This window comes from Ensifer sp. PDNC004 (assembly GCF_016919405.1).
Lineage (GTDB): Bacteria > Pseudomonadota > Alphaproteobacteria > Rhizobiales > Rhizobiaceae > Ensifer.
On record NZ_CP070353.1, the window covers coordinates 4,061,896 to 4,082,848 of the forward strand.

At 63.6% G+C, this 20,953-nt stretch carries 20 protein-coding genes; 10 read left to right on the forward strand and 10 right to left on the reverse strand.

Annotated elements, in window-relative coordinates; translation table 11 throughout:
* Nucleotides 1–96: 96 nt before the first annotated feature.
* From JVX98_RS27830 to JVX98_RS27840, 3 genes are all read right to left on the reverse strand, one after another.
* A complete protein-coding gene (locus JVX98_RS27830; protein ID WP_192447203.1) occupies nucleotides 97–2,481 on the reverse strand; it encodes a bifunctional diguanylate cyclase/phosphodiesterase in 2,385 nt (794 codons plus the stop codon).
* Nucleotides 2,482–2,740: 259 nt separating this feature from the next.
* Nucleotides 2,741–3,349 carry a 50S ribosomal protein L25/general stress protein Ctc gene (locus JVX98_RS27835; RefSeq protein WP_043618116.1) on the reverse strand — a complete coding sequence of 203 codons (609 nt, stop codon included), beginning with the start codon at nucleotides 3,347–3,349 and terminating at the stop codon, nucleotides 2,741–2,743.
* Between the two features lie 155 nt (nucleotides 3,350–3,504).
* Nucleotides 3,505–4,686 carry a benzoate/H(+) symporter BenE family transporter gene (locus JVX98_RS27840; RefSeq protein ID WP_205238157.1) on the reverse strand — a complete coding sequence of 394 codons (1,182 nt, stop codon included), beginning with the start codon at nucleotides 4,684–4,686 and terminating at the stop codon, nucleotides 3,505–3,507.
* A gap of 249 nt (nucleotides 4,687–4,935) precedes the next feature.
* Between JVX98_RS27840 and JVX98_RS27845 the strand changes: the two genes are divergently transcribed.
* From JVX98_RS27845 to JVX98_RS27855, 3 genes are all read left to right on the forward strand, one after another.
* Entirely contained in the window at nucleotides 4,936–5,892 is a 957-nt protein-coding gene (locus JVX98_RS27845; protein WP_205238158.1) for a helix-turn-helix domain-containing protein, read from the forward strand.
* Nucleotides 5,893–6,083: 191 nt separating this feature from the next.
* Nucleotides 6,084–7,592, forward strand: coding sequence for an aldehyde dehydrogenase (adh, locus tag JVX98_RS27850; protein ID WP_205238159.1), 1,509 nt, complete (start codon nucleotides 6,084–6,086; stop codon nucleotides 7,590–7,592).
* A gap of 155 nt (nucleotides 7,593–7,747) precedes the next feature.
* Complete coding sequence (locus tag JVX98_RS27855) at nucleotides 7,748–8,143, forward strand: DUF779 domain-containing protein (protein ID WP_192446902.1); 396 nt, start codon at nucleotides 7,748–7,750, stop codon at nucleotides 8,141–8,143.
* A gap of 9 nt (nucleotides 8,144–8,152) precedes the next feature.
* Here the strand turns inward: JVX98_RS27855 and JVX98_RS27860 are convergent, their stop codons facing one another.
* Nucleotides 8,153–9,058 carry a LysR family transcriptional regulator gene (locus JVX98_RS27860; RefSeq protein WP_205238160.1) on the reverse strand — a complete coding sequence of 302 codons (906 nt, stop codon included), beginning with the start codon at nucleotides 9,056–9,058 and terminating at the stop codon, nucleotides 8,153–8,155.
* Nucleotides 9,059–9,175: 117 nt separating this feature from the next.
* Between JVX98_RS27860 and JVX98_RS27865 the strand changes: the two genes are divergently transcribed.
* The gene (locus tag JVX98_RS27865; RefSeq protein ID WP_205238161.1) at nucleotides 9,176–10,204 is read left to right on the forward strand and encodes an aldo/keto reductase; all 1,029 of its coding nucleotides are present in this window, start codon (nucleotides 9,176–9,178) and stop codon (nucleotides 10,202–10,204) included.
* A 71-nt stretch (nucleotides 10,205–10,275) separates the two neighbouring features.
* On the opposite strand, the gene JVX98_RS27870 is transcribed toward JVX98_RS27865, so the two are convergent.
* From JVX98_RS27870 to lgt, 6 genes are all read right to left on the reverse strand, one after another.
* Nucleotides 10,276–11,208: a ribose-phosphate pyrophosphokinase gene (locus JVX98_RS27870; protein ID WP_034788749.1), complete on the reverse strand. Its 933-nt coding sequence runs from the start codon at nucleotides 11,206–11,208 to the stop codon at nucleotides 10,276–10,278.
* 207 nt (nucleotides 11,209–11,415) lie between these two features.
* Nucleotides 11,416–12,255 (reverse strand): hypothetical protein, encoded by an 840-nt coding sequence (locus tag JVX98_RS27875; protein ID WP_205238162.1) that lies wholly within the window; start codon nucleotides 12,253–12,255, stop codon nucleotides 11,416–11,418.
* Between the two features lie 89 nt (nucleotides 12,256–12,344).
* The gene (locus tag JVX98_RS27880; protein WP_205238163.1) at nucleotides 12,345–13,496 is read right to left on the reverse strand and encodes a Xaa-Pro peptidase family protein; all 1,152 of its coding nucleotides are present in this window, start codon (nucleotides 13,494–13,496) and stop codon (nucleotides 12,345–12,347) included.
* Nucleotide 13,497: 1 nt separating this feature from the next.
* Nucleotides 13,498–14,292, reverse strand: coding sequence for a peptidoglycan editing factor PgeF (pgeF, locus tag JVX98_RS27885; protein WP_205238164.1), 795 nt, complete (start codon nucleotides 14,290–14,292; stop codon nucleotides 13,498–13,500).
* Between the two features lie 151 nt (nucleotides 14,293–14,443).
* Complete coding sequence (locus JVX98_RS27890) at nucleotides 14,444–15,547, reverse strand: class I SAM-dependent methyltransferase (protein WP_205238165.1); 1,104 nt, start codon at nucleotides 15,545–15,547, stop codon at nucleotides 14,444–14,446.
* A 61-nt stretch (nucleotides 15,548–15,608) separates the two neighbouring features.
* Nucleotides 15,609–16,445 (reverse strand): prolipoprotein diacylglyceryl transferase, encoded by an 837-nt coding sequence (lgt, locus tag JVX98_RS27895; RefSeq protein WP_205238166.1) that lies wholly within the window; start codon nucleotides 16,443–16,445, stop codon nucleotides 15,609–15,611.
* 217 nt (nucleotides 16,446–16,662) lie between these two features.
* Here lgt and JVX98_RS27900 point away from each other — a divergent pair, with 217 nt between their 5' ends.
* The 6 genes from JVX98_RS27900 (at nucleotide 16,663) to JVX98_RS27925 (ending at nucleotide 20,949) form a co-directional block, all read left to right on the forward strand.
* A complete protein-coding gene (locus JVX98_RS27900) occupies nucleotides 16,663–16,923 on the forward strand; it encodes an accessory factor UbiK family protein (RefSeq protein ID WP_043618160.1) in 261 nt (86 codons plus the stop codon).
* A 447-nt stretch (nucleotides 16,924–17,370) separates the two neighbouring features.
* Nucleotides 17,371–17,871 (forward strand): YbjN domain-containing protein, encoded by a 501-nt coding sequence (locus JVX98_RS27905; protein WP_034788736.1) that lies wholly within the window; start codon nucleotides 17,371–17,373, stop codon nucleotides 17,869–17,871.
* Between the two features lie 2 nt (nucleotides 17,872–17,873).
* Complete coding sequence (gene proC, locus JVX98_RS27910; protein ID WP_205238167.1) at nucleotides 17,874–18,692, forward strand: pyrroline-5-carboxylate reductase; 819 nt, start codon at nucleotides 17,874–17,876, stop codon at nucleotides 18,690–18,692.
* A gap of 349 nt (nucleotides 18,693–19,041) precedes the next feature.
* Nucleotides 19,042–20,001 carry a LysR family transcriptional regulator gene (locus JVX98_RS27915; protein WP_205238168.1) on the forward strand — a complete coding sequence of 320 codons (960 nt, stop codon included), beginning with the start codon at nucleotides 19,042–19,044 and terminating at the stop codon, nucleotides 19,999–20,001.
* A 38-nt stretch (nucleotides 20,002–20,039) separates the two neighbouring features.
* Nucleotides 20,040–20,381 (forward strand): tRNA-binding protein, encoded by a 342-nt coding sequence (locus JVX98_RS27920; RefSeq protein ID WP_192446893.1) that lies wholly within the window; start codon nucleotides 20,040–20,042, stop codon nucleotides 20,379–20,381.
* A 4-nt stretch (nucleotides 20,382–20,385) separates the two neighbouring features.
* Nucleotides 20,386–20,949 carry a protein-tyrosine phosphatase family protein gene (locus JVX98_RS27925; RefSeq protein WP_043618079.1) on the forward strand — a complete coding sequence of 188 codons (564 nt, stop codon included), beginning with the start codon at nucleotides 20,386–20,388 and terminating at the stop codon, nucleotides 20,947–20,949.
* The last annotated feature ends 4 nt before the right edge of the window (nucleotides 20,950–20,953 follow it).

A 20,953-nucleotide genomic window follows, 5' to 3' on the forward strand; every position in this document is an offset into this window, starting at 1 on the left:
GTCCGCCTTGCGACGGATCCTTCTTTCTATCCCCGGCTCGTGCTCGACCTTGGGTCCCCGAAGCCTCCCGCGCCCCAGGGAACCAGGTGGGTGAACTCATGCCCGCATGCTGGGTGCGGAAGCCGCCTTTGCCTCGGAATCGCTTTCGAGCATGGTCAGCATCCGGTCGACCGGCATCGGCCGGCTGAAGAGGTAGCCCTGGCCGCAATCGACGCCGAGCTTGCGCAAGAGTTGCCACTGCTCCTTGGTCTCGATGCCTTCGGCAACGACGGTGCAGCCCATCTGGTGCGAGATCGTGCGGATGCCCTTGATCAGCATGCGGCTCTTGCGACGGAGGTCGGCGGTGCCGGAGCTCAGCGACCGGGTGAAGGACTGGTCGACCTTGACGATATCGACCGGGAAACGGTTCAGGTAGCTCAGCGACGAGTAGCCGGTGCCGAAATCGTCGAGAGCGATGCGGCAGCCGAATTCGTTGAGCTGCTTCAGCACCGAGTGGACCTCGGGATTGTCGAGCATCAGCACCGCTTCGGTGATCTCGACGACGATCCGGCTCGGCGAGATATGGTGCTTCAGGAGCAGGGCCGCGAGCTTGTGCGGCAGCGTCAGCTCGAACTGCAGCGGCGAGAAGTTGACGGCGAGATAGGTGTTCTGGGTGCCGTCGAGCTCGGAGATCGCCGCCAGATGGCGGATCGCCTTTTCGAGGATCTGATCGCCGATGCGGGCAATCATGCCGGTTTCTTCGGCGATGCCGATGATCTTGCCGGGCGGCATCAGGCCCTTTTCCGGGTGGTTGAGGCGCATCAGCGCCTCGAAGCCGGCGATCTGGCCGTCGGCGAGGCTGACGATCGGCTGCAGCCACGCTTCGAAGTGGTCGTCCTTCAGGCCGGCTTCGATGCACTGCTCGATCTCATGGCGCTCGCGCGAGGCGTCGAGCATGCCGGCGTCGAACACCTGCAGGCCGTTCTTGCCGTCGTGCTTGCGCGCATACATCGCCATGTCCGCCTTCAGCAGCAGGTCGGAGGCGCTTTCCGCATGGGTCGGGTAGACGGCGATGCCGACGCTGGCGCTGACGAAAAGCTCGTTGCCGGCGATCGCCATGGGTTCGTGCAAGGCGGTTACGATGCGCTCGGCGATTTCGGCCGCCAGAGTAGCGGCGTTCGGATCGGAAAGCAGGATGGCGAATTCGTCGCCGCCGAGCCGGGCCATGATGTCGCCATTCGGCAGGGCGGCCTGAATGAGCTCGACCGTCTGGCGCAGCACTTCGTCGCCGGCGGCGTGGCCGAAATTGTCGTTGATCCACTTGAAGCGGTCGAGGTCGATGAACAGGCAGCCGAGCTGCATGGCGCATTGGTCGGCCTGGATGATCGCCTCGTCGAGCGCGGCCTCGAAGCCCTGGCGGTTCAACAGGCCGGTCAGGTGATCGGTGATCGCCTGGGTGTGGTTGCGGCTTTCCGCCTGCTTCAGCGCGGTCACGTCGGTCATGACTGACAGCGACAGGCTGCTTTCGCCGGTGGCCTTCGTCTCCTGGATCAGCACGGTCATCGCCTCGCCGTCCGCCTTGCGGAAGGGGACGGTGACTTCGCGGATCGCGTGATCGGCAACGGCGATCGTCTTGGCATGGCTGCGATAGGTCTCGTGCCAGTGCGGATCGACGAAATCGACGAAGTCGCGCCCGACGACGTCGTCGCGGCTGTACCCGGTCGCCAGCAGCCAGTAGTCGCTGACGGCGAGCAGGCGCCCGTCAACATCCAGCGAAAACAGCATCGCCGGCGTCAGGTTGTAGATGTCGGTGACGCGCTCGTGGGCGTTCTTCAGCTCGGTCTCTTCACGCTCGAGGCGGTCCTGCATCTCGTTGAAGTTGGCGGCAAGCGCGCCCATTTCGTCGTCGGAGGTCCAGTCGACGCGGTGGCGCGACCCGAGCCTGCGGGTGGCTTCAATCGCGGCGGTCAGGCGCATCAACGGGCGCATCACCGTGAAGCGATTGCCGACGAGCGCTGCGGCGAAAACGATCGCGACCGCAAAGAGCAGGATGGCGAGGATCGCCAGCTCGTCCTTGCTGAACTGCGACAGCAGACCCGGCGTCGGGACCCTGACCTCAATGCGTCCGACCTCCTTCATGCCATCCACCGACTGGTAGGAAATGGGCAGGATGAGGACCCGGTCCTTGGTGCTCGGCTGCACGCCGCCCATCGGCAGCTGCGCGAGGATGGAGCCGGACTGGTCGCGAATGGTGACGGAGAGGATGTCGGTGCCGTTTATCAGCGAGCGGGCGATGTGTTTGATGCCGTCGCTGTCAAAGTCCCAGATCGGCTTGCCGAGCGCCTCGGCGCTCGCGGCCATCAACAGTTCGATGTTGTGCAGGCGCTCGCGTGCGATACGATCGCTCGAGATGCTGAGAAAGAGTGCAAGCAGCGGGGCAATGAAGACGAGCATCGCGCCGCAGACAATCGCAATAAACCGGTTCTCCACGGAGTGCATCATCGCATGCACGCCCCAGAAGCAGCTGCCACCCATCTCATATCAGAATTCTCTTCAGACAAGCCCATTTTCCCCGTCAGAAGAACATCATCAAAACCTTAAATGTTGCTGAAATCGCTTCATGATAATTCGTGGGGCACGGCATAGATGCATCCGGGCACCGGAGGGCTATCGCCAATGCAAAAAGCCCGCCCCAAACGAATGGGACGGGCTCTCAATGAAGTGCGGCGGGACCGGCTTTCGCCGGTCACCCAGAGGCCAATCAGGCTTCTGCTTCGCCTTCAGCTTCTTCCTTCACGCCACCGGCCGGAGCAACGATCGTTGCAACGGTGAAGTCGCGGTCGGTGATAACCGGGGTCGCGCCCTTCGGCAGCTTGATGTTGGAGATGTGGATGGCGTCGCCGACCTTGAGACCGGAGAGGTCAACGGTCAGGAATTCCGGAATGTCATTGGCCGAAACGTTGAGTTCGACGTCGTGACGAACGATGTTGAGAACGCCGCCAGCCTTGAGGCCCGGGGACTTCTCTTCGTTTTCGAAGTGAACCGGAACTGCAACGGTAACCTGGCTGTCCTTGGAGACGCGCAGGAAGTCGACATGCATCGTGAAGTCACGAACCGGATCCAGCTGGTAGTCCTTCGGCAGGACGCGGATCTTTTCGCCGTTGACGTCGATCGTTGCAACGGTGGTCATGAAACCGCCGGCGTGGATCTTCATCGTCACTTCCTTGGTGGAGAGCGCGATGGAAAGGGGGGCCTGCTTGTCACCGTAGATGACAGCCGGGATAAGACCGTTGCGACGAAGTTCACGGGAGGACCCCTTACCAACCCGTTCGCGCGTCTCGGCCTTGAGCTCGTAGGATGCGTGGCTCATGGATAGACCTTTCTAATGTCTAATGCTGGAGAGTTCGACCGCCATGCGGAAGAACTGAAGCCCCAAGGACTTCATCCGCGTTGCCTCCAAGGGTGTCTACGCGGACGGGCGCTCCTTAGACGAGATCCCCTGCAAATGCAAGCTTTGCCGCGGCTTCAGCTCTTTTTACCAGTGAAACGTGCGAGTGCCAGCATCAGCCCGCCGGCAATCAGACCCCAGAAGGCGCCGGAAACACCGCCGAAGCTGACGCCGGAGGCCGTCACCAGGAAGGTGATCGCCGCGGCCTCGCGGGTTTTCGCGTCCGTAAAGGCGGCCATGGCGGAGCCGGCGAAGGCACCGACGAGGGCAAGGCCCGCCACCGCCTCGATCAGGACCGACGGTGCAAGGCTGACGAAAGTGGTGACGACCCCGGCCAGCAGGCCGAAGAGAATGTAGAAGGCGCCGGCATTGATCGCCGACCAGTAGCGCCGGTTGCGATCAGGATGGGAATCGCCGCCGGCGCACATGGCGGCGGTGATTGCAGCCAGATTGACCGCATGGCCGCCGAAGGGGGCGCTTAACATCGAAAAGACGCCAGTCGTCGCAAACAGCGGCCCGGGTTCCGGATGATAATCGTTGACCTTCAAAACGGCGATGCCGGGAATGTTCTGCGAGGCCATGGTGACGATGAAGAGCGGCAGGGCGATGCTGATCATGGCCGCGACATTGAACTGCGGCACCACGAATTCCACGGTCGGTACCAGCGCCGAAGACAGGGCAGAGAAGGCGCCGGCCGGGATTTCGACGCCGAAGGTGATGACGAGCACGAAGGCTATCAGCGCCGCCGGCACCGCATAGAGCTTGTTGATGCTGCCGACGAGGGCCCAGGCGAGCAGGATCGGCAGGCCGAAAAGCGGATTGAAGGCGATCGCTTTGACCGGCGCAAAGCAGAGGCTGAGCAGCACACCGGCCAGCATCGCATTGGCAAGCGGCGCCGGGATGGAGGAGACCAACCGGCCGAGCGGCTTCCAAAGGCCGGCGATCACGACGAGCAGGCCGCAGACGAGAAAGGCGCCAACCGCCGCGTTGAAGCCGCCGTTGACGACGCCGGCGCTTGCAAGCAGCGCAGCACCGGGTGTCGACCAGGCGATGCTGACCGGCAGCCGCGTCACGGCACTGATGACAATGGCGCAGAGGCCCATGGAAATCGACAGCGCCATCAGCCCGGAGGCGGCCTGCGCTTCGCTGGCGCCGACGCCGGTCAGCCCGTGCAGCACGACGGCGAAGGAACTGGCGAAGCCGACGAAGGCGATCAGCAGGCCCATGAACAGGCTCTGGAGCGAAAAGTCACGAAGCATGGCGGCAACCGGCTGTTGTGAGGTTGAGTCGCGGCAATTTGATCCTTTCGCGTAGCACATTCGGGCGCTCTGTCGATATCGGCGGTGTGATCGACCGATCAAACTCGTTGACGGGTGCCGGGCCTCGAACCTTCGTCTGGCTGGACCTTCGCGGAAAACGACGGCTATAGTGGCCCCCGTGGATGCGGCCCGCTTGGGAGATCGGCCGTCTCGACATTCCGCCGGACGACGCTTTCAGGGAGGAAGCCGATGGCTGCCGTCAGGGAACATTCGGACTATGTCTACAAGGTTGCGCACCAGCCGTCAGCCGCAGCAAGCTCGCCGATCGCGGCTTCATGGCGCCGGTGCATGACGCTGCATGGGCTGGCACCCGAGGAGGGGCGCCAGCCGCTCCGACTGTCCGGCGCGGAGTTCGAGCTTGCACGGCAGAGGTCGGCCGAGTTGATCCTGGAGGCGGGCGGTGAACTCGACCGGCTGTTTGCGACCGTCGGCCGGGCCGGCTGCTGCCTGCTTCTGACCGACGACAAGGGGGTGGCGCTGGAACGCCGCGGGGCCGTCGGCGACGATGCCGATTTCCGCGATCTCGGGCTCTGGTCGGGAACGGTCTGGAGCGAGGCGAGCGTCGGCACCAACGGTATCGGCACGGCGATCGCCGACGAGCGTGCCGTCGTCATCCAGCGCGACCAGCATTTTCTCAGCAGCAATATTGCCCTCAGCTGCACCACGGCGCCGATCCGCGACCATCTCGGCCGGTTGGCTGCGGCCATCGATATCTCCACCTGCCGCGCGGACGCCTCCGAAATGACCATGTCGCTGTTGTCGCAGGCGGTGCGCGATGCGGCCGCTCGCATCGAGGCCGGGCTTTTCCGCCGCGCCTTTGCGAGCGCCCGCATCGTGCTGGTGCCGGTCGATCGCGCCGGCCCCGCGCTGCTCGCCGTCGACCGCGACGACCTGGTGCTCGGCGCAACCCGCGCGGCCCGGCAATGGCTCGACCTCGACGACAAACGCATCGCTGCCGGCGTTCCGGCCTCCGATCTGCTGCGGGAAGATACGTCGGGTGATGCCGGCGAGCTTCCGGATGCAGAGCGCGCGGCGCTCCGTCGCGTGCTCTCGCGCGCCAACGGCAATGTCTCCATGGCAGCCGATCTGCTCGGCATCAGCCGCGCCACGCTTTATCGAAAGATGAAGCGGCTCCAGGTCAACTGATCAGTCGCTGCGAGGGGCGAACGCTTGGCTCTGCTTCTTGCTTGTTGCGTTGCAGCATGGTCCCCCGCGCCAAGCTGTCTCAATTCTGAAACAGTTCTCCGTGCCGCCGCTCGCGCGGCTCTATCGAAGATCGGCATTCAACTTCACCTTCCTCTCACAGCTCCATTGCTGGGTCTCAGGGAGGAATGACCATGTTGCATCAGAAGATCGTCGAAAGCCCGTTCAAGCAGAAATACGGCAACTTCATCGGTGGCCAGTGGCGCGAGCCGGTGGCCGGGCGCTACTTCGACAATACGACGCCGGTGACCGGCGGTGTGCTTTGCCAGGTGGCGCGCTCGGATGCCGCCGATATCGAGCTGGCGCTCGATGCCGCCCATGCGGTGCGCGAGAAATGGGGGCGCACGTCGGCCGCCGAGCGTTCCAATATCCTGATGAAGATTGCCGGGCGCATGGAGGACAATCTCGAACTGCTTGCACGGGCGGAAACCTTCGACAACGGCAAGCCGATCCGCGAGACGATGGCCGCCGACATTCCGCTCGCCATCGACCATTTCCGCTACTTCGCGTCCTGCATTCGCGCCCAGGAAGGTTCGATCGGTGAGATCGACCACGACACCGTCGCCTATCACTTCCACGAGCCGCTCGGTGTCGTCGGCCAGATCATTCCGTGGAACTTCCCGATCCTGATGGCGGCCTGGAAGCTGGCGCCGGCGCTTGCTGCCGGCAACTGCGTCGTGCTGAAGCCGGCGGAGCAGACGCCGGCCTCGATCCTCGTCTGGGCTGACCTGATCGGCGATCTCTTGCCGGCGGGCGTACTCAACATTGTCAACGGTTTCGGCCTTGAAGCCGGCAAGCCGCTCGCCACCAGCCCGCGCATCGCCAAGATTGCCTTTACCGGCGAGACGACGACCGGTCGTCTGATCATGCAATATGCGAGCCAGAACCTCATTCCGGTGACGCTGGAACTCGGCGGCAAGTCGCCGAACATCTTCTTTGCCGACGTGCTCGCCGAAGACGACGACTATTTCGACAAGGCGCTCGAAGGTTTTGCCATGTTCGCGCTGAACCAGGGCGAGGTCTGCACCTGCCCAAGCCGGGCGCTCGTTCAGGAGAGCATCTATGACCGCTTCATGGAGCGGGCGGTGAAACGCGTCGAGGCGATCCGCCAGGGCAATCCGCTCGACAGCGCCACGATGATCGGCGCGCAGGCGTCGAGCGAACAGCTCGAAAAGATCCTCTCCTATATCGACATCGGCAAGCAGGAGGGCGCCGAAGTGCTGACCGGCGGCGGCCGCAACGTGCTTGAGGGCGAGCTGTCGGAAGGCTTCTACGTCAAGCCGACGGTGTTTCGCGGACACAACAAGATGCGCGTGTTCCAGGAGGAAATCTTCGGGCCCGTCGTCTCCGTCACCACCTTCAAGACCGAGGCAGAAGCGCTGGAGATCGCCAACGACACGCTCTACGGCCTCGGCGCCGGTGTCTGGAGCCGCGACGCCAACCGATGCTACCGCTTCGGCCGCGAGATCCAGGCCGGTCGCGTCTGGACGAATTGCTACCATGCCTATCCGGCCCATGCGGCCTTCGGCGGCTACAAGCAGTCAGGCATCGGCCGCGAGACGCACAAGATGATGCTCGACCACTACCAGCAGACCAAGAACATGCTGGTGAGCTACAGCCCCAAGGCGCTCGGCTTCTTCTGATCGGATCCGCCTTCCCCGCCGCCTGGGGAAGGCAACAGGAGCCGGAGGGACGGTATTCTCCACCTTTCCCTCCGGCTTGATCGACGGCTGAGGCGTGCTCTCCACCCGCGCCTCAGCCGGCCCATATAGACCGCGATCGACAGCGAGGCGCGCAAATGTCCACGGAACTGACCGGAGCCGACGGAGACGAGCCGCGCGTGCTGGCGACCGATGCAGCGCTCGCCTTCATCGTCGAAATCCAGCGGGATCACCCCGATATCCTGTTTCACCAGTCCGGTGGCTGCTGCGACGGCTCGTCGCCGATGTGCTATCCGGCCGATGACTACATCGTCGGCGACAACGACGTGAAGCTCGGCGAGATCGGCGGCGTACCGGTCTATATCAGCGCCAGCCAATTCGAGGTTTGGAAGCACACGCAACTGATCATCGACGTGGTGCCGGGTAGGGGCGGCATGTTCTCGCTGGACAACGGACGGGAGAGGCGTTTCCTGACACGCTCGCGCCTCCTTGGCGGTGGCGAGGCCTGCGCCGTCGTTTTCCGCGGACGATAGGCCGCTGAACTATTTCCGCTCCCGCATGACTTTTGCCGCCAGGTCGAGGAAGGCCCGCAGCTTCGGCTGCGTCTGCGCCTTGGCCGGGAAATAGATGAAGAGACCCTGCGATGTCGGCAGATAGGCTTCAAGCACCCGTTCGAGGCGGCCGCTTGTGACGGCATCCCGCACCGAAAGATCCGGGAGATAGGCAAGCCCGGTGCCGGCCTCGCCCATGTCCATGAGCATCTGAAAATCATTGACCGTGAGGGCGCCTGGAGCATCGACCGAGACGTCGCGCCCATCGCGCTCGAATTCCCAGCGATAGATCGTGCCGGATCCCGGATAACGATAGCGAATGGCTTCGTGGCGCGTCAGTTCCTCGGGCGTTGACGGCCGCCCGTGCTTGACGAAGTAGGAGGGTGAGCCGACCACGGCCCAGGTGATATCCGGCGTCAACCGGACGGCAATCATGTCGCGCTCCACCGCTTCGCCGATGCGCATGCCGGCATCGAAGCCGTGTTCGGTGATATCGACGGCCGCATCGTCGATGGAGACTTCGACGGAAACATCAGGATAGGCCTGGCGAAAGCGCGACAGGAGCGGCGTCAGCACCAGAGCGATCGCCATGCGCGGCACGGTCAGCCTAAGATTGCCCATCGGCCGGTCGCGAAAATCGCCGAGCAACTCGTAGGCATCCGCGATCTCGGCGGCCGCGGGACGCACGCGCTTCAGGAAGGCGAGGCCTGCCTCGGTGAGTGCAACGCGCCGGGTGGTGCGCACGAAGAGCTGGAGGCCGAGGCGGGCTTCGAGCGCCCTGATCGCCTGGCTCACGGCATTGGGCGTAACGCCGAGCGTCGCCGCTGCGGCAGTAAAGCTGCTTGCCTCCGCCACCGCCAGAAATTCTCTCAGTCCGTTGAAAGGGTCGTTCGCCATTTGGGGATTATGAAGTAATTCTTCCAAGCCTATCAAGAGAGTGACGGTTTTTCGCAGCAATCCACTTTGGCATGGTTTGTTTAACCGCAACCTGTCTCGCAGAGGATGGAGATCGACATGCAATATACGACGCTTGGAAATACCGGCCTGGTGGTCTCGCGCCTCGCCTTCGGGGCGATGACCTTTACCGCCGGCGACCGCAGCCTCGACGCGATCTACAAGACCGATGCCGAAGCTGCCGGCGCCCTTGTCGGGCAGGCGCTCGATGCGGGCATCAACTTCTTCGACACGGCCGACGCCTACGCCTCCGGCCAGTCGGAACGGATCCTGGGTGCGGCGCTCAAATCCCGCCGCGACGAGGTGGTGATCGCCACCAAGGTCGGGTTCCGCACCGCCACGCCGCTCAGCCAGGCGGGTCTGTCGCGCCGTCACATTCTCTGGTCGGTCGACGAAAGCCTGAAGCGGCTCGGAACCGACTGGATCGACACCTACATCGTCCACAAGGAGGACCCGCACACGCCGCTCGAGGAAACGCTTTCAGCGCTCGATGCGGTCGTGCGTTCGGGCAAGGTGCGCTACATCGGCTTTTCCAACTGGTCGGCCTGGAAGGTGGCGGCAGCAGCCGAGATCCAGAAGGCCAACGGGCTGGCGCCTTTCACCCACGGCCAGATGCACTATTCGCTGCTCGGCCGCGACGTCGAGCGTGACGTCATTCCGATGATGCAGCGCTACGGGCTGGGGCTGACCGTCTGGAGCCCGCTCGCCTCTGGCTTCCTTTCGGGCAAGTACACTCGCGACAATCTCGGCGATCCGGACAACCGCTATTCCGGCTTCGACATTCTGCCCTTCGACAAGGAACAGGGCTTCAAGCTGGTGGAGCGCATGCGCGGCATCGCCGGCGAACACGGAGCGAGCGTCGCCCAGGTGGCGATCGCCTGGCTGCTTTCGAAGAAGGCGGTGACCAGTGTGCTGCTCGGGGCTTCCAAGCCGCACCAGCTAAAGGACAATCTCGGCGCGGCGGATCTGGTGCTCACGGAAGCGGAGATCTCGGCGCTCGATGCCGAGACGGTACCGGTGCCCGTCTATCCCAACTGGTTCATCGACAACCTCGTCGACCAGCCGTTGGTGCAGGCACTCGGGAAGTAGCGGCTTTACGCAAAGAAAAACGCCGGCGCTTTGGCGCCGGCGTCTAAGAAATTCGTGTGCTCCGGACGAGCTCAGTCGAAAAGGCTCGATACCGACTCTTCCTGGCTCGTGCGGCTGATGGCTTCGCCGAGCAGGCCCGCGGTCGAGATGACGCGGATGTTGTGGGCGGACTGGACAGCGGTCGTCGGCTGGATCGAGTCTGTGATGACCAGTTCCTTGAGCATCGACGAGGTAACACGGGCAACCGCGCCGCCGGAGAGAACGCCGTGGGTGATGTAGGCGGTAACGCTGGTCGCGCCGTTCTTCAGGAGCGCTTCGGCCGCGTTGCAGAGCGTGCCGCCGGAATCGACGATATCGTCGATCAGCAGGCAGTCCTTGCCCTTCACGTCACCGATGACGTTCATGACTTCGGATTCACCCGGACGGTCGCGACGCTTGTCGACGATCGCCAGCAGACAGTCGAGACGCTTGGCAAGCGCACGGGCGCGAACCACGCCGCCGACGTCAGGCGAAACGACCATGACGTTCTTGAGATCGTAGTTTTCCTTGACGTCGCGCGCCAGGATCGGGATCGCATAGAGGTTGTCGGTCGGAATGTCGAAGAAGCCCTGGATCTGGCCGGCATGAAGATCGAGGGTCAGCACGCGGTCGGCGCCAGCCTCGGTGATCAGGTTGGAGACCAGCTTGGCGGAGATCGGCGTGCGCGGACCGGGTTTGCGGTCCTGGCGGGCGTAGCCGAAATAGGGAAGCACGGCGGTGATGCGGCGAGCGGACGAGCGGCGCACCGCGTCGATCATGATGAGCAGTTCCATCAGGTGATCGTTGGTGGGAAACGAGGTCGACTGGATGATGAAGACATCCTCGCCGCGTACGTTTTCGCCGATCTCGACGAAGATTTCCTGATCGGCGAAACGGCGTACCGTCGCTTTGCCGAGAGGCAGGTTGAGATAGTTGCAGATCGCTTCGGCCAGGAGCCGGTTCGAATTACCTGCGAAAACCTTCATTGACGGACCGCCTTGAGCTGGCGCGGTCACCGTCCGGTACCTTTCCGGTAGCGGTGTTTTCCGCGCAGATTCCGAGAGCCATTCCAATCGCGGTCATTCTTTGCGGATGGCCGCCGTTCAGAGCTGATCGGCCGCTTTTTAGCGAGACTGAACTTGAATGCAAGGGGAATGCTGCGCCGCGAAGGCCAATATCCTAAAAACTTTGTGTCAACCGGCTTGAGATTGCCGCCATTCGAGATACGCGTCGATGGTTTTCGTCGCAATTCCCTGCATGGTTGTAGCCGGAACGCCACTCCACAAATCCGTGCCGCCGCCCGGAACAGAGTCCTGTCCCTGGATGCGATGCAGCCGGTTGCCGCTGCCATCGAGCACGTCCCAGACGTAAACGACGGTCGTCTTGTCGCCATCCTTCAGCGCCGAGAAATAGCCTTTGAGGATATGCTCGCTGCTGGCGTCGGCCGAGCCCTTGATCGTCAGGCCGCGGGCGCGGGCGTCGGCGCCGAGCTGTTTGGAAAGCGGTGTCACGGCCTGGACAGGCGCGCCGATGATCGGCAGGAAGCGGATCGTGCCGCTTGCGGCCGAGCTCGCCTTCGGCAGCGCGGCGACGGTCGGCTGGCTCTGGATTTCTTCGGCTGCGGCCGCCGTCTGCTGGACGGGTGTGTGCTGGACTGGCGCCTGTTCGACCGGTGCCTGGCGGCTCTCGATCGCGTTCTGGACCGGCGCCGAGCCGGCGGCAAGCCGGTTTGCCTGTCCCTCGAAGGTACCGGCCGGGTCCGTATAGGTCGCGTCGCCGGTGGCATAGGCCGTCGGCGTGTTCGAGGGGGCAGGCTGCGGCGAATAGGCGGTGGTCTGGCTGACGGGTTCGCGCTGCACCGGCGCCATAGCCGTTTGCGTGGACATGGCGTCGAGGTCGGATTGTGTCACCGGCGGCGAGCGGAAGGTCCCCCCGCCGACGTCAACCTGTGGCGTCAGCATCTCGGTGCTGTTGCAGCCGGCGAGCGCAATGGCGAGGCCAAGAGCTACGATGGGCGTGGTGAGCTTTCGCATGTTCAAACCGTCCGTCCGTTTCTTCGCGGCAGTTTCCTGAAACGTCTCCTGTCGTCTGCCAGTACGAACGCAAGTCTAGGCGGATTTCCCTAAGCAGAAATGAAGTCCAGGCCGTAACGCGACAACGCACGCGGCGTGTCCGCCGTGGTGAGGTAGGTCTGGCCGAGGGTCATGGCGGTGCCGCTGTCGGAATCCATGATGATCATGTGCACGAACAGCGACATGTTCGGCTCGATCTCCTGTGGATTGCCGAGGTGGAACATCTGCTGCTCCATCCAGGAGGGGGAGAAGCGGGCTCCGAGCGAATAGCCGCACGCGTTCAGCCGGTGGCGGGCAAGGCCACGCTCGTCCATGATCTTGGCGTGCACGTCGAAGACGGTGCCGAAGGTGTTGCCGGGGCGAAGCACCATCTCGATCGCCTGGATCGTTTCGCGGCAGGCGCTGTAGAGTTCGCGATGGCGGTTGGTCGGCTCGCCGATGACGACGGTGCGCATCATCGCTGCATGATAGTGGGCGCTGACGCCGGCCCATTCCAGCGTAAGCTGGTCCTGGCTGTCGAGCAGGCGGCGCCCGGACTTGTAGCGGCACAGCAGCGCATCGGCGCCGGAGCCGATGATGAACTCGTTGGCCGGATAATCGCCGCCGGCGGCAAGGATCGTGCCCTGCATCGCGGCCAGAATGTCGGCCTCGTTGCCGCCGGGGCAAATGAGCGGCAGGGCGGCATCGAGCGCGTCGTCGGCAAGGCTTGCGGCCTTTTCGACATGGGCGATTTCCGCATCGCTCTTGATCAGGCGCAGGCGGCCGACCAGATGCGAGGCATCGATCAGCTCGCCAAAGGTCTGTAGCTGCCGGTCGATCAGCCGCGCGGCGCGGCCGGTCATGCCGTGGGTGTCGTATTCGATGCCGATGCGGCAGCCGAGCAGGTCGAGTTCGCTCAAGAGGTTCTTGAGATCCATGGTCGGGTCGGCATTGGCCCGGTCGACCCAGATCTCGATACGCTCGATGTTCGATGTATGACGGGCCTGGCGCAGGTCGGCCGAGCGCGTCAAAAGCACCATCGAGCCGTCCTTCTTGACGACCAGCGTCTGGAAGAAGCAGTAGCCGAAGGTGTCGTAGCCCGTCAGCCAGTACATGCTCTCCTGGGCGAAAAGCAGCACCGCGTCCAGCTTCTCCTCGCGCATCTTCTCCGTCAGCCGCTCAAGACGGCTTGCATATTCTTCCTGGGCAAAATGAAGCGCCATGTCAGGTCCCTCGTATGCAAATGGCGGAAATCTGTCGGCCGTAGTCCGATTCCTGCCTGTGGGTCGTGCGCCGATAGGAGAAGAAACGCTCCTCGTCGGCATAGGTGCAGATGTCGAGAATCTCGGCGGTAACGCCTGCTTCGACCAGGCGTTTGATCGTCAGCCCCGGCAGGTCGAACATCGCATGGCCGTCGCGCTCCGAAGGCCGGAAGAACGAGGCGTAGCTTTCGTTCGCCGCGACGAAGCGATCCACGAACTCCGAGCCGACCTCATAGTTGCGGCGGCTGATCGACGGGCCGAGGCAGGCGACGATGCGCTCGCGCCGGGCGCCGAGCGAAACCATCCTGTCGATCGTGCTTTCGAGCACGCCGCCGAGCGCGCCCTTCCAGCCGGCATGGGCCGCACCGATGACATTGGCTTCGGCATCTGCAAAGAGAATGGGGCCGCAATCGGCCGAGAGCACGCCGAGCACGATACCGGGCGTTGCCGTCACCAGCGCATCGGCCTCGGGGCGGGCGCCGTCATAGCTTTCGTCGACCACCACGGCGTCTGGGGAATGGACCTGGTGCACGGTTGCCAAGCGCTCGGGCGCGGCGCCGAACCAGCGGGCGACGCGGGCGCGGTTCTCGTTGACATGGGCGCGCTCGTCCTTGGAGCCGAGCCCGACATTGAGGCCGCTATAGATCCCTTCGGAAACGCCGCCGATTCGGGTGAAATAACCATGGGCGATTGCCGGTCCGGCCTTCTCGCTGAAGAGCGAGCTTTGCACAGGAGAGAGCGCGGCGTCATGCTGCATTGGTATATTCGCCTTTGCTTTATCAGGAAAATCAATGGGTTTGGGGGCGCGCTCCGGCCCGACGACTGGCTCTTGATTTGCCGCCGCGATGTTGACCCGCGACGGCAGGGCTGTCAATTCCCGAACGGCAGGGGTGCTGTCCGGTGGCGGTTCAGGCCTTCGGTTTGCGGAAGGGCGAGAGCGGAACCGGCGGGCTGCTGACGGCCAGGACCTTGAACAGTTCGCCCATCTTTCCGGCGCCTGCGCCGGCAAGCCTCTCGACGTCCTGGCGGATGGTTTCCTGCGTCAGCGCATCCTTGTCGCGGCCAAGGGATGCGGCGCGTTCCAGAAGACCGAGGCCGACAAGAAAATCACCCTGGTGGGCAAGACCGTTGATCTGCACGTCGTCCGTCTTGGCGCGGCGGGCGAGCTGCTCGAAATCGACGTGGCTGGTGAGATCGGCGCGGCCGGGGCTGGCCAGCGGCGGATCGTATTCGTGGTCGCGCACGGCCTGCAGCGTATCGCCGTAGCTGGTGGCCATATGGCCGTAGTCGATGATCACGGCGGTGCCGCCGCTGACCTTCAGCCGTTCGCACAGGGCCGACATGACTGCGTCGCGGGCAGGCGCGATCTCGAAGATCGTGCCTTCGGCGATACCTTGGGCCGGCGTCGGAAGGAGATCGGGATCGATGCCGGCAACGCCGACGGCAAAGGTCAGTTCGTCATCGGCATCGAGCCCGACCATGCGTTCGCGGAAACCTTGCGCGGTGCGCACGAATTGCCGGATCGGGATGGCGTCGAAAAGCTCGTTGGCGGCCAGCAGCAGAAAGCCCTGCGGCAGGGTCTCGAAGCTCGTGTGCCACTCGACCTTGTGGCCATGGGCGGCGAGCGTTTCCGACTGGACCTTGCGCAGCCGCTCGCTGGTCTCGACGAGATGCACGCCGGCGGAGGCGTAGAGATCGGGGGCGAGACGGCGCACGACACGCAGCATGTCGGCCATCATCGTACCGCGGCCAGGGCCGATTTCGACAAGTACTGCACCCTCGGGCTTGCCGTGCTGCTGCCAGGCATGGACGAGGAAGATGCCGATCATCTCGCCGAAGAGCTGGCTGATTTCCGGTGCCGTGGTGAAGTCGCCTTCCTTGCCGAAGGGCTCGTGCACGCGGTAGTAGCCGTGCTCCGGATCCGCCAGGCAAAGCGAGAAATAATCGGTGACGCTGATCGGCCCGTGGGCCTTGATCAGCGCCTTGATCTTGTCCGCAAGTGGTGTCGTCATGCCTTCGTCCAATTCGCCGGGCGGCGGCCGGAAAAGCGGCACGCCCTTGCCCCATCCGCTCTCAGGCGGCTGCGCGCCGCGCCCGGGCAATGGCCCAGATGCCGGCGAGCGCCATCGGCAATGACAAAAGCATGCCCATGGTCAGCCAGCCACCGACAAGATAGCCGATCTGCGCGTCCGGTTCGCGGAAGAATTCGACGAAAATGCGGCTCAGGCCATAGCCGAGCACGAAGATGCCGGTAACGAGCCCTGGCGACTTCAAAGCGTGGCGACGGTAAATGAACCAGGCAAGCACGGCGAGCAGGACGATGCCCTCGAGGGCGGCCTCGTAGAGCTGGCTCGGGTGGCGGGCGAACGGACCGCCGGTCGGGAATACGATCGCCCAGGGCATCGACGACAGGCGACCCCAGAGCTCGCCGTTGATGAAGTTGGCGATGCGGCCGAAGAACAGGCCGATCGGGACGACGGCGGCGACGATGTCGAACAGGCTCCAGATGGCGATCTTGTTCTTGCGGGCAAACAGGATCATCGCGAGCGTGGTGCCGAGGAAGCCGCCATGGAACGACATGCCGCCGTTCCAGATTTCCAGCGCGCGGATCGGATTGGCGAGCACGGAGCCAAGATCGTAGAAGAGAATGTAGCCGATACGGCCGCCGAGCACGATGCCGCCGGCTGCCCACAGCAGGAAGTCGTCGAGTTGCTGCAGCGTGATCGCCGGCTTGTCGTCGCGCCAGAGCGCGGTGTTCATTGCCAGGCGCCGGGCGTAGAACCAGCCGAGGAGGATGCCCGCCACATAGGCGAGCCCATACCAGTGGATGGCAAGCGGCCCGATCTGGACGATGACGGGATCGATTTCAGGGAAGGGGAGGATGGCGAGGCGGGTCGCTAATGTTTCCAATTTATTGTTCTCGTGCCGGGCCGGTTGTTTCGGCGGAACATGGCGAGCGATTGCACCCCGGTCAAGGGCGACGATTTGCGCCCCGGACACAGGGTCGTGAAGCGGGCCGTGAAGACGCGCGTGATTTTTCTTGCATCGGGCGGTCGGTCACCCTACCTGAAACCCATGGACCGCATCGCTCTTTAAAGAGGCGATGGCTGAAATGGAGATCGCGACGATGAGCACAGGCACCAACCGCATGCTGGATGACTTCGCCAAGCTGATGACCGATGCTGCGGGCGCCGCCCAGGGCGTGCGCCGCGAGGTTGAAACGGCCTTCCGGGCGCAGGCCGAGCGGGCGCTGAATTCGCTCGACGTCGTCAAGCGCGAAGAGTTCGAGATGGTCAAGGAAATGGCCATCAAGGCGCGCGAGGAAAACGATGCGCTTCTGGCCCGTATTGAGGCTCTTGAAGCGCGTCTCGTCGATACGGGCAAGTAACGCGATTCCCTTGAAATAACGGCATTTCAGCGTTTTTACTTCGCCCGCGGACCTCATCCGCGGGCGTTTTGCTGTCGATCAGCCGCGCAGGTCTGAAACGGCATGACGGGTGGTTAATAAAACCTGAAAAGTTTTCCACCTGTGGACACTGCCAAAAAACCCTTATGGCAGAGTCAGTTAAGCTCAACCGCTTCATTCAGATGACAACGTGGACGCGATTGTTCACGGCTATTTTTGGACCGAGGGGCTGGCAGCCTGACTCCGCCATTATACACTGATTTTAAATGATGATTCGAAACGAACCACGTAAGCTCCGGGCAGGGTAAGTCAGCCAGGATGGATGTGAGTTCAGCAATCATACGTGTTTGTAATCGGTGTTGGGTTTGCGGCGTTGCGTCTTGTGAGCGTGATGACGCATGCCCGTGCCACACCTATGCAGGGTGATGCATGAGCCTTTTGGAAATGGAAGTCGAGCGCCAATCCAACCCGGTCGATATGATCGAGTTCGTGGCTGCCAATAACGACTGGTCGTTCGAGCGATCCGGCGAAGACGAAATCGCCATGACGGTCGAAGGCAAGTGGGCGGACTACCACGTTTCCTTCTCCTGGATGGAGGAATTCGAGGCGCTGCACCTGGCCTGTGCCTTCGACATCAAGGTGTCGGAAAGCCGGGTCAACGAAGTCATCCGTCTGCTCTCCCATATCAATGGGCAGGTGCTGATGGGCCACTTCGATCTGTGGCGCCAGGAGGAAGTGGTGATCTTCCGCCAGTCGCTGCTGCTCGCCGGCGGTGCCGAGCCCACCAACCAGCAGGTCGAAGTTCTGCTTTCGAGCGCACTCGACGCTTGCGAATCCTATTATCAGGCGTTTCAATTCGTCGTCTGGTCCGGCATGGACGCGCAGCGCGCCGTCGATGCCGTGCTGTTCGAAACGGTTGGAGAAGCCTGATCATGACGAACGCCGCTTCCGGTCCCATCGTGCTCGTCGGCGCCGGCAATATGGGCGGCGCCATGCTTTCCGGCTGGCTGAAGAGCGGTGTTAAAGGCGCGGATGTTCTCGTCGTCGATCCCGGTCCGCCGCCGGCCATGGCGCAGCTGATCGCCGACAACGGCGTCACGCATGCGACCTCCGCACCGTCGGGTGTTCAGGCGGGCGTTATCTTCCTTGCGGTCAAGCCGCAGGTGATGGACGCGGTCCTGCCGCCGCTGAAATCGCTCGTTGGCCCGGAGACGGTCATCGTATCGGTTGCCGCCGGCAAGACGCTGGCCTTCATCGAAACCCATCTCGGTGCCGCCGCCACGGTGCGCGCCATGCCGAACACGCCGGCCATGATCGGCCGCGGTGTCACCGGCGCCTTTGCCAATGCCCGCGTCAGCGATCAGCAGCGCACTCAGGTTCATGATCTCTTGAAGGTCAGCGGCCCGGTCGAATGGGTCCGCACCGAAGCCGAGATCGATGCCGTCACCGCCGTCTCCGGCAGCGGCCCGGCCTATGTCTTCTACCTCGTCGAGTGCATGGCGGAGGCGGGCCGCAAGGCTGGCCTTGAGGCGGACCTCGCCATGCGGCTCGCGCGGGAAACCGTCGCGGGGGCTGGCGAACTGTTGCACCAGTCGCCCGACGAGGCCGCGCGGCTGCGCCAGAACGTGACCTCGCCCGGCGGCACGACCGCCGCGGCACTGTCCGTGCTGATGGCCGACGACGGCATGCAGCCGCTGTTCGACAAGGCGATCGCTGCGGCGCGCAAGCGCGCGGAAGAACTCGCAGGCTGAACATCAAACGCGGCGGGCGCCATGTCGGGGCCGGCAGGCGCCCGGCCTATGACGTTCGCGTCGGGTAGGCGCCAGTGCAAGCCCCATGATCGCGGCTTGGCTGGCGGTTGAAGAGACCTCTCCAGATTGCGCCGATCGCGCGGCGGCACAGGTTGCCGATTGCAATGGCGCGTTGACGCCGCGCCCAGGAATGCAGCGCATAGCTCATCGGCAGACTGTCTCGCTGATTGCCCATTTCCGTCACTCCTCAAGCTTCGCTGTCTGAGTTCCGGCTCAAGCTACAGTCTGTCGCCTGCCACGATAATCCATGTTAAATTCCGTTTATCTGTGACGAAATGGAATAGATAAGATGGATCGACAGGAAGCCATGGCGGTGTTTCTCGCGGTCGTCGAGGAGGGCGATTTCTCGGCGGCGGCGCGGCGGTTGCGCATGACGCCATCGGCGGTCAGCAAGATCGTCGGCCGGCTGGAGGCGCGCCTCGGCGTGCGCCTGCTTCAGCGATCGACGCGCAGCATCAGCCTGACGAGCGAAGGCAGCGCCTATGCGGAATCGAGCCGCCGCATCCTCGGCGATATGGAAGATGCGGAGGTTGCGATCCAGCCGGGGGCGGTGCCGCGCGGGCGGCTGCGGGTGAGCCTGCCCAGCGCCTTCGGTCACCGCCTGATCGTGCCCATGCTGCCTGATTTCATCGCGCGGTTTCCGGAGATCGACCTGGAGCTCGATTTCAGCGACGCGGTCGTCGACCTCATGAACGGCGAGGCGGATGTCGCGCTGCGGGTTGCGGAACAAAACGACAGCACGCTGGTGACCCGGCGGCTCGCCCCGAACCGCCGGGTCATCTGCGCGGCACCCGCCTATCTCGAACGGCACGGCGCGCCGCAGACGCCCGACGACCTGCAGCGGCATGCCTGCCTTGCCATCACTGCCCGCGGCCGCCTCAATGTCTGGGAGTTCGAGGATGGCAACGGCCGGCGTGCGATCCGTGTTCGTGGCTCCGTCGAGGCCAACAGCACCGAAGCGCTCCGACGGCTTGCGCTCGCGGGCATCGGCATCGTGCGCCTTTCCGAACTGCTTGTGGGCGGCGATATCAAGGCGGGATTGCTGGTGCCGCTGCTGACCGACAGCAACTATGCCGAGGCGGAGCCGATCACCATCGTCTATCCGCACCGGCGGTTCTTGCCACCTCGTGTGCGTGTTTTCGTCGATTTTCTGGCCGAGCAGTTTGCGCGCCGCCCGTGGGAGGAGGCCAGATTTCGCGGGGAGCCTGCCGGGGACGCCATGCTTTCGGAATCTCGCCCGATGCTTTAATCCACCTCGTCGGAGAAGATTTCACATAGGGAATGACGATGGCTGAAACTATTGAATTTGCTGATTTCGAGCGCGTGGACATTCGCGTGGGCACCATCGTCGAGGCCGAACCGTTTCCGGAAGCGCGCAAGCCGGCCATCAAGCTGAAAATCGATTTCGGCCCGGAACTCGGCATAAAAAAGTCATCAGCGCAAATCACGGTGCATTATCGTCCGGAGGATCTCGTCGGGCGGCAGGTGCTGGGTGTGGTCAATTTTCCGCCACGCCAGATCGGGCCTGTGCGCTCTGAAGTGCTGACGCTGGGCTTTGCAGACGAGGCCGGTGCGATCGTGCTGGCTGCCACCGAACGGCCGGTCCCCAACGGCAAGAAGTTGATGTGATCCCATGAACATTGCTTTCGAAGTGATCCCCGAGCGCGTCAAGGTGTCCTGCCTTTGGCGCGCCGCCGATGCCGCGCGCGACTGGCGCGCAAGTCATGTGCTGTCCCTGCTCGATCCGGAACTGCCGGATGCCAACGTGCCGGTGATTGCGGACGCCAGCCACCGGGTCGTGCGCATGCGCGACCAGGAAAACCTTAAAGCCACCCAGCATTTCCCGGATCTGGTGCTTGAGGTTTTCGAGGCGATGCGCCCGGCGGCCGAGCATGCTGAGAGCCGCATTCTCGTCCATTGCCATGCCGGCGTCAGCCGCTCGACGGCCTTTGCCTATGGTCTGATTGCGCACCAGCTTGGCGCGGGACGAGAGGACGAAGCCTTCCAAGCGCTCTTGACCATCACGCGCAAGCCCTGGCCGAACCGCCGCATCATCGAGATCCTCGATGCAGCCCTTGGCCGCGACGGCCGGCTGCTCGCACCGCTCGATGTCATGCGCGCCCGTCATCCGCGCCGCATCGACGCCTGGCACCGCTTCAACGAACGACGCGGCCTGACCTCGATCTACCAGCGCTGACGGT

Coding starts and splice junctions, on each gene's coding strand:
- JVX98_RS27875 (WP_205238162.1), bottom strand. CDS start 12,255: ATGCGAAAGCTCACCACGCCCATCGTAGCTCTTGGCCTCGCCATTGCG.
- JVX98_RS27880 (WP_205238163.1), bottom strand. CDS start 13,496: ATGGCGCTTCATTTTGCCCAGGAAGAATATGCAAGCCGTCTTGAGCGG.
- JVX98_RS27845 (WP_205238158.1), top strand. CDS start 4,936: ATGGCTGCCGTCAGGGAACATTCGGACTATGTCTACAAGGTTGCGCAC.
- JVX98_RS27925 (WP_043618079.1), top strand. CDS start 20,386: ATGAACATTGCTTTCGAAGTGATCCCCGAGCGCGTCAAGGTGTCCTGC.
- JVX98_RS27890 (WP_205238165.1), bottom strand. CDS start 15,547: ATGACGACACCACTTGCGGACAAGATCAAGGCGCTGATCAAGGCCCAC.
- JVX98_RS27900 (WP_043618160.1), top strand. CDS start 16,663: ATGAGCACAGGCACCAACCGCATGCTGGATGACTTCGCCAAGCTGATG.
- JVX98_RS27865 (WP_205238161.1), top strand. CDS start 9,176: ATGCAATATACGACGCTTGGAAATACCGGCCTGGTGGTCTCGCGCCTC.
- JVX98_RS27920 (WP_192446893.1), top strand. CDS start 20,040: ATGGCTGAAACTATTGAATTTGCTGATTTCGAGCGCGTGGACATTCGC.
- proC (WP_205238167.1), top strand. CDS start 17,874: ATGACGAACGCCGCTTCCGGTCCCATCGTGCTCGTCGGCGCCGGCAAT.
- pgeF (WP_205238164.1), bottom strand. CDS start 14,292: ATGCAGCATGACGCCGCGCTCTCTCCTGTGCAAAGCTCGCTCTTCAGC.
- adh (WP_205238159.1), top strand. CDS start 6,084: ATGTTGCATCAGAAGATCGTCGAAAGCCCGTTCAAGCAGAAATACGGC.
- JVX98_RS27905 (WP_034788736.1), top strand. CDS start 17,371: ATGAGCCTTTTGGAAATGGAAGTCGAGCGCCAATCCAACCCGGTCGAT.
- JVX98_RS27835 (WP_043618116.1), bottom strand. CDS start 3,349: ATGAGCCACGCATCCTACGAGCTCAAGGCCGAGACGCGCGAACGGGTT.
- JVX98_RS27840 (WP_205238157.1), bottom strand. CDS start 4,686: ATGCTTCGTGACTTTTCGCTCCAGAGCCTGTTCATGGGCCTGCTGATC.
- JVX98_RS27860 (WP_205238160.1), bottom strand. CDS start 9,058: ATGGCGAACGACCCTTTCAACGGACTGAGAGAATTTCTGGCGGTGGCG.
- JVX98_RS27830 (WP_192447203.1), bottom strand. CDS start 2,481: ATGATGCACTCCGTGGAGAACCGGTTTATTGCGATTGTCTGCGGCGCG.
- JVX98_RS27870 (WP_034788749.1), bottom strand. CDS start 11,208: ATGAAGGTTTTCGCAGGTAATTCGAACCGGCTCCTGGCCGAAGCGATC.
- JVX98_RS27855 (WP_192446902.1), top strand. CDS start 7,748: ATGTCCACGGAACTGACCGGAGCCGACGGAGACGAGCCGCGCGTGCTG.
- JVX98_RS27915 (WP_205238168.1), top strand. CDS start 19,042: ATGGATCGACAGGAAGCCATGGCGGTGTTTCTCGCGGTCGTCGAGGAG.